A 7,305-nucleotide genomic window follows, 5' to 3' on the forward strand; every position below is an offset into this window, starting at 1 on the left:
AGCCCGAAGGTGTACGCCACCCGGCCGGAGATCACGCTGGCCGCGCTGCCGTTGCCCAGGTAGCCCTCGACCTCGCCGGGGACGCGGCGCAGCCGCGAGGCGTAGTCCTGGCCGCTGGTGCCGGTGAACACGCCGACCCGGGTGCCGTGCACCGAGGCCGGGTCGATGCCCGCCCGCTCGAAGGCCTCCCAGGAGGTCTCCAGCAGCAGCCGCTGCTGCGGGTCCATGCGAGCGCCTCGCGCGGGCTGATCCCGAAGAAGGCCGCGTCGAACTCGGCCGCGTCGTGCAGGAACCCGCCCTGGCCGCCGGGCTCCCAGCCGCGGTCGGCCGGGAAACCGGTCAGGGCGTCGCCGCCGGCCCGCAGCAGCCGCCACAGGTCCTCGGGCGAGCCGACCCCGCCGGGGTAGCGGCAGCCCATCGCGACGATCGCGATGGTGTCCTGGTCGCCGTCCCGGGCCGTCGTGCCGGTGGCCGCGGCCGGTCCCGCGGTCGCCGGGGCCTGCTCGTCGAGCAGCCGGGCGCGCAGGTGGCGGCCGAGCGCGGTCGGGCTCGGGTGGTCGAAGACCAGGGTGGCGGGCAGGCGCAGCCCGGTCGCGGTGCCGAGCCGGTTGCGCAGCTCCACCGCCGTCAGCGAGTCGAAGCCGAGGTCCTTGAACGCGCGGTCCGCGTCGATCGCCTCCGCCGAGCCGTGCCCGAGCACCGAGGCCGCGTGGCCGCGGACCAGGTCCAGCAGCAGCTCCGTACGGTCCGCCTCGGGGAGGGCGGCCAGCCTGCGGGTCAGCGCCGAGCCGCTCGGCTCGGACACCGCCTCGGCCTTGCGCCGGGCCGGGGCCCGGAGCAGGCCGCGCAGCAGCGCCGGGACGGGGCCCCGGCCGCGCCGGGCGGACAGGTCGAGGTCGGCGGGCAGCAGCAGCGGCTCGTCCAGCAGGGCGGCCGCGTCGTACAGGGCCATGCCGAGCTCCGAGCCGAGCGGGGTCATGCCGCCCTCGCTCATCCGCTCGACGTCCCGGGCGTCCAGGTGCCCGGTCATGCTGCTGCGCTGCTCCCACAGGCCCCAGGCGAGCGCGGAGCCGGCCAGGCCGCGGGCCCGGCGGTGCTGGGCGAGGGCGTCCAGGAAGGTGTTGGCGGCGGCGTAGCCGCCCTGGCCCGCGCCGCCGAGCACACCGGCGGCGGAGGAGAACAGGACGAAGCAGGCCAGGTCCCGGTCGAGCGTCAGCTCGTGCAGGTTGAGCGCGCCGTCGACCTTGGGCCGCAGCACCGCGTCGATCCGCTCCGGGGTGAGCGAGCCGATCACGCCGTCGTCGAGCACCCCGGCGGTGTGCACCACGCCGGTGAGCGGGTGCGCGGCGGGGATGTCCGCGAGGACGGCGGCCAGCCGGTCGCGGTCGGCGGCGTCGCAGGCGGCGACGGTCACGGTGGCGCCGAGGGCGGTGAGTTCGGCGGTGAGCTCGGCGGCGCCGGGGGCGTCGGCGCCGGTCCGGCTGGTGAGCAGCAGGTGGCGGACGCCGTGCTCGGTGACCAGGTGGCGGGCGAGCAGGGAGCCGAGGGTGCCGGTGCCGCCGGTGATCAGCAGGGTGCCGTCCGGGTCGGGGGCGGGCGGCACGGTCAGCACGACCTTGCCGGTGTGCCGGGCCTGGCTGACGTACCGGAAGGCGTCGACCGAGCGGCGGACGTCCCAGGTGGTGATCGGCAGCGGCCGCAGCACGCCGGCCTCGAACAGGTCGACCAGCTCGGCGAGCATCGCGGCGATCCGCTCCGGGCCGGCCTCGAACAGCTCGAAGGCGCGGTAGGCGACGCCGGGGTGCCGGGTGGCGACCTCCTCGGCGTCCCGGATGTCGGTCTTGCCCATCTCGACGAACCGGCCGCCGCGGGGCAGCAGGCCGAGCGAGGTGTCGACGAACTCGCCGGCCAGCGCGTTGAGCACGACGTCCACGCCGCGCCCGCCGGTGGCCGCCAGGAACTCGCGGCCGAAGTCCAGGGTTCGGGAGCCGGCCAGGTGGGCGTCGTCCAGGCCGAGCGGCCGCAGCGCGTCCCACTTGCCCTGGCTGGCGGTGCCGTACACCTCGGCGCCCAGGTGGCGGGCGAGCTGGACGGCGGCCATGCCCACGCCGCCGGCGGCGGCGTGCACCAGGACGGACTCGCCGGGGCGCAGCCCGGCCAGGTCCTTCAGCGCGTAGTAGGCGGTGAGGAAGACGATCGGGGTGGACGCGGCCTCGGTGAAGTCCCAGCCCCGGGGGATCCGGACCAGCAGCCGGTGGTCGGTGACGGCGGTGGTGCCGAAGGAGCCGGCGAACATGCCCATCACCCGGTCGCCGGGGGCGAGCGCGGTGACGTCCCCGGCGACCTCCAGGACGACGCCGGCGCCCTCGTTGCCGAGCAGCCCGGCCTGGCCGGGGTACATGCCGAGCGCGTTGAGCACGTCGCGGAAGTTGAGGCCGCCGGCCCGCAGGGCGACCCGGACGTGGCCGGGGGCGAGCGGCTCCAGGGTGTCCGGACAGGCGGCCAGGACGAGGTTGTCCAGGGTGCCGCGCCCGGTGGTGTCCAGCCGCCAGGGCTCGCCGGCGGGCGGGGTGAGCGCGCCGGAGGTGGCCGCGCGGGCCAGCCGGGCGGCCAGCACCGTCCCCTCGCGCAGGGCGAGTTGGGGCTCTCCGGTGGCGAGGGCGGCGGGCAGCGCGGCGGCCGAGGCGGCGGTGCCGTCCAGGTCGACCAGGACGATCCGGTCCGGGTTCTCGGATTGCGCGGAGCGGACCAGGCCCCAGAGCGGGGCGCAGGCCAGGGCGGTGACGGCCTCGCCGGGGTGGGCGGCGACGGCGCCGCTGGTGGCCAGGACCAGCCGGGACCCCGCGAAGCGGTCCTCGGCCAGCCAGGCCTGGAGCAGCTCCAGCACCCGGTGGGTGACGGCCCGGGCCTGCTCGGCGGTGCCGCCGTCGGCCGGCGCGTCGACCGGCACCAGGACGGTGGCCGGCACCTCGGCGGGCAGCGCGTCCAGGCCGTCGGTCCGGTACGGCTCGACGGTGTCCTCGGGCAGCGGGACGGCGGTCCAGTCGATCCGGAACAGCGAGTCGGGGGTGGCGGGCCGGGCGGCCGTGCCGACGGCGCCGATCGGGCGCAGCACGAAGGAGTCGGCGGTGGCCACCGGGGCGCCGGACCGGTCGGCGACCAGCAGCGAGACGCTGTCCCGGCCGGTGCGGCTGAGCCGCACGCGCAGCTCGGCCGCGCCGGAGGCGTGCAGGGTCACCCCGCTCCAGGCGAACGGCAGCAGGTTCAGGCCCTCGCCGTCGTCCACGGCGCAGCCCAGCGCGTGCAGGGCGGCGTCCAGCAGCGCCGGGTGCAGCCCGAAGCGCTCGGCCCGGGAGCGCTGCTCCTCGGGCAGCCGGACCTCGGCGTAGATGTCGTCGCCGTCCAGCCAGGCGGCCCGCAGACCGCGGAAGGCCGGGCCGTAGCCGAGACCGCCCGCGGCCAGCCGCTCGTAGTAGCCGTCCAGGTCGACGGCGGTGGCGCCGGCCGGGGGCCAGGCCGTCAGGTCCTCGGCGGCGGCCGGTGCGGCGGCCTGGGCGAGCCAGCCGCTGGCGTGCCGGACCCAGGGCGCGTCCAGCGGCGCGTCCTCCCGGAGGGAGTGGACGGTGACCTCGCGCCGGCCGCTCTCGTCGGCCGGGCCGACCCGCACCTGGAGGGCGATCCCGCCGGTCTCCGGGAGCACCAGCGGGCTCTCCAGGGCGAGTTCGTCGACCCGGTCGCAGCCGGCCTGGTCGCCCGCGTGGACGAGCAGGTCGAGGAAGGCGGTGCCCGGCAGCAGGACCGAGCCGAGCACGGCGTGGTCGGCCAGCCAGGGGTGGGTGCGCAGCGAGAGCCGGCCGGTGAGCAGCAGGCCGTCGTCGTCGGCGAGGGTGAGCGAGGCGCCGAGCAGCGGGTGGTCGGCGGAGCCGAGGCCGAGGTCGACGGCGTCCCCGTTGGAGGCGGTGGCCTCCAGCCAGTACCGCTCGTGCTGGAAGGGGTAGGTGGGCAGGTCGGTCCGCCGCGCGCCGGGGAAGACGGTCGGCCAGTCGACCGTGCGCCCCCGGACGTGCAGGGCGGCGAGCGCCGAACGGAACCGGGCGGGGCCGCCGTGGTCGCGGCGCAGGGTGCCGGTCGCGACGGCGGTGGCCTCGGCGGCGTCCAGGGTGTCCTGCACGGCGGAGGCGAGCACCGGGTGCGGGCTGACCTCGACGAAGAAGGCGTGGCCGTCGGCGGCGAGGGCGCGGACGGCCTCCTCCAGCCGGACGGTCCGGCGCAGGTTGCGGTACCAGTACGCGGCGTCCAGCCGGACGGTGTCCAGCCAGGCGTCGTCCACGGTCGAGTAGAACGGCACCTCGGAGGTCCGGGGGGCGACCGGGGCGAGCAGGGTGAGCAGCTCGTCCTGGATCCGCTCGACGTGGGCGGAGTGCGAGGCGTAGTCGACGGGGACGCGGCGGGCGTGGACGCCCCGGGCGTCGAGGGCGGCCTGGAGCTCGTCGAGGGCGTCGGCGTCTCCGGCGACGACGGTGGAGCTGGGGCCGTTGACGGCGGCGACGGAGATCCGGTCCTGCCAGGGGGGGAGGTCGATCTCCCCGGCGGGCTGGGCGACGGAGACCATGCCGCCGTTTCCGGCGATGGCGGTGATGGCCTGGGAGCGCAGGGCGACGGTGCGGGCGCCGTCCTGGAGGGTGAGGGCGCCGGCGACGGTGGCGGCGGCGATCTCGCCCTGGGAGTGGCCGATGACGGCGTCGGGCTGGACGCCGTGCGCCTGCCAGAGCGCGGCGAGGGAGACCATGACGGCCCAGAGGGCGGGCTGGACGACGTCCACCCGGTCGTATCCGGGGGCGCCGTCGGCGCCGCGGAGGACGTCGATGAGCTTCCAGTCGGTGAACTCGGCGAGGGCGTCGGCGCATTCGGTGATCCGTGCGGCGAACACCGGCTCGCTGTCGAGGAGTTCGACGGCCATCCCGACCCACTGCGAGCCCTGGCCGGGGAAGACGAAGACGGTCTTGCCGGTCACGTCGGCCGTGCCGGAGACCAGCGGGGCGGGCTCCTCGCCGGCCGCGAACGCCTCCAGGGCGGCGGCGAGTTCGGCGGCGTCCGCGGCGACCACGGCCGCGCGGTGGGCGAACTGTGTGCGGGAGACGGCGAGGGAGAGGCCGAGGTCGGCCGAGGCGGCCTCGGTGTCCAGGTGGTCGCGCAGGCGGCGGGCCTGGTCGCGCAGGGCCTGGTCGGTCTTGGCGGAGAGGAGGAACGGCAGGGCGCCGTGCCCGGTCGGTGCGGCCGGCGGGGGCTGCTCCTCGGGGGCCTGTTCGAGGATGACGTGGGCGTTGGTGCCGCTGACGCCGAACGAGGAGACGCCGGCCCGGCGCGGACGGCCGGTCTCCGGCCACTCCCGGGCCTCGGTGAGCAGGTCCACCGACCCGGCCGTCCAGTCCACCTGCGAGGACGGCGCGTCCACGTGCAGGGTCCGCGGCAGCAGGCCGTGCCGCATGGCCAGCACCATCTTCATCACGCCGGCCACGCCGGCGGCGGCCTGGGTGTGCCCGATGTTGGACTTCACCGAGCCGAGCAGCAGCGGCCGTTCGCGGTCCTGCCCGTAGGTGGCGAGCAGCGCCTGGGCCTCGATCGGGTCGCCGAGCCGGGTGCCGGTGCCGTGCGCCTCGACGGCGTCCACGTCGGTGGTGGAGAGCCGGGCGTTCTCCAGGGCCTGGCGGACGACCCGCTGCTGGGAGGGGCCGTTGGGGGCGGTCAGACCGCTGGACGCGCCGTCCTGGTTGACGGCGCTGCCGCGGACCACCGCGAGCACCGGGTGCCCGTTGCGGCGGGCGTCGGAGAGCCGCTCCAGCAGCAGCATGCCGGCGCCCTCGCCCCAGCCGGTGCCGTCCGCGGCCTCGGCGAACGCCTTGCAGCGCCCGTCCGAGGCGAGCCCGCGCTGCTTGGAGAACTCCACGAAGGACAGCGGGGTCGACATCACCGTGACCCCGCCCGCCAGGGCGAGCGAGCACTCGCCCTGGCGGAGCGCCTGGACGGCGAGGTGGAGGGAGACCAGCGAGGCGGAGCAGGCGGTGTCCACGGGGACCGCCGGGCCCTCGAGACCGAAGGTGTAGGAGATGCGGCCGGAGACCACGCTGGCGCCGATGCCGGTCGCCAGGTACCCCTCGGCCGCCTCCGGGGCCCTGGTCACCAGCGCCGCGTAGTCCTGCCCGTTGGTGCCGGCGAAGACGCCGGTCCGGCTGCCGCGCAGCGACCGCGGGTCGATGCCGGCCCGCTCGAAGGCCTCCCAGGAGGTCTCCAGCAGCAGCCGCTGCTGCGGGTCCATGACCAGCGCCTCGCGCGGGCTGATCCCGAAGAACCCCGCGTCGAACCGCGAGGCCCCGTACAGGAACGCGCCCTCGCGGACGTACGAGGCGCCGGTGCCGTCGGCGTTGCCGCCGAGCAGCCGGTCGGTGTCCCAGCCGCGGTCGGCGGGGAACCCGCCGACCGCGTCACGGCCGTCGGCGAGCAGCCGCCACAGCTCCTCGGGTGTCCCGACGTCGCCGGGGAAGCGGCAGCTCATCGCGACGATCGCGATCGGCTCGTGCTCCGCGGCCTCCAGCTCGCGGACCCGCTGACGCGTCCGCCGCAGGTCTGCGGTCACCTTCTTGAGGTAATCGACGACCTTGTCATCCGTCGGCATTGCACACCTTCCAGGCAGCGGTTGTCCGCTCAGAGGCCGAATTCCGCATCTATCAGGGAGAGCACCTCATCCACCGATGCGGCTTGCAGTTCGAGGTCCGCCTCGACAGTGGCAGCCGCACCCGGGGCCGGGACACCCCTGACCGCCACCCCTGCACCCCTGAACTCGCGCCACTTGGCCAGCAGGGTCTCCAGCCTGACGGTGACCCGGCGGCCGTCCTCGTCGTCCAGCCCGGAGTCCGTGAGCGCCGCCTCCAGCGCGTCCAGCCCGGCGAACACGTCCGGTTCCCCGGCGGTGTCCTCCACCGGGGCCAGCCGGCCCGCCAGCAGGGCGGCCAGCGCCACCGGGTCCGGGTGGTCGAAGAGCAGCGTGGCGGGCAGCGGGAGGCCGGTGGCGCCGCCGAGGCGGTTGCGCAGCTCGACCGCCGTCAGCGAGTCGAACCCCAGCTCCAGGAACCCCTTCCGGGGCTCCACCGCCTCCGGCCCGCGGTGCCCGAGCACCTCCGCGGTGAGCCGGCGGACCAGCTCCAGCAGGACGCGTTCGCGCTCCGCCGCGGAGACGCCGGCCAGCCTGGCCGCCAGCGCGTTCCCGTCCTCGGCCGCGGCGGCCGGGCCGTCCCGCTCCGGGGCCAG

Annotated in this window: 1 protein-coding gene and 1 pseudogene; both read right to left on the reverse strand. The window is 76.6% G+C overall.

What is annotated here, in order from left to right:
• Positions 1–6,673: pseudogene (locus AE652_RS49040) on the reverse strand (SDR family NAD(P)-dependent oxidoreductase); the annotation flags it as partial.
• Positions 6,674–6,702: 29 nt separating this feature from the next.
• Positions 6,703–7,305 (reverse strand): phosphopantetheine-binding protein (locus AE652_RS21210; RefSeq protein ID WP_049653880.1); only part of this gene is annotated, 603 nt, incomplete at its 5' end.

Origin of the sequence: Kitasatospora sp. MY 5-36, from assembly GCF_001182915.1 — a bacterium.
GTDB lineage: Bacteria > Actinomycetota > Actinomycetes > Streptomycetales > Streptomycetaceae > Kitasatospora.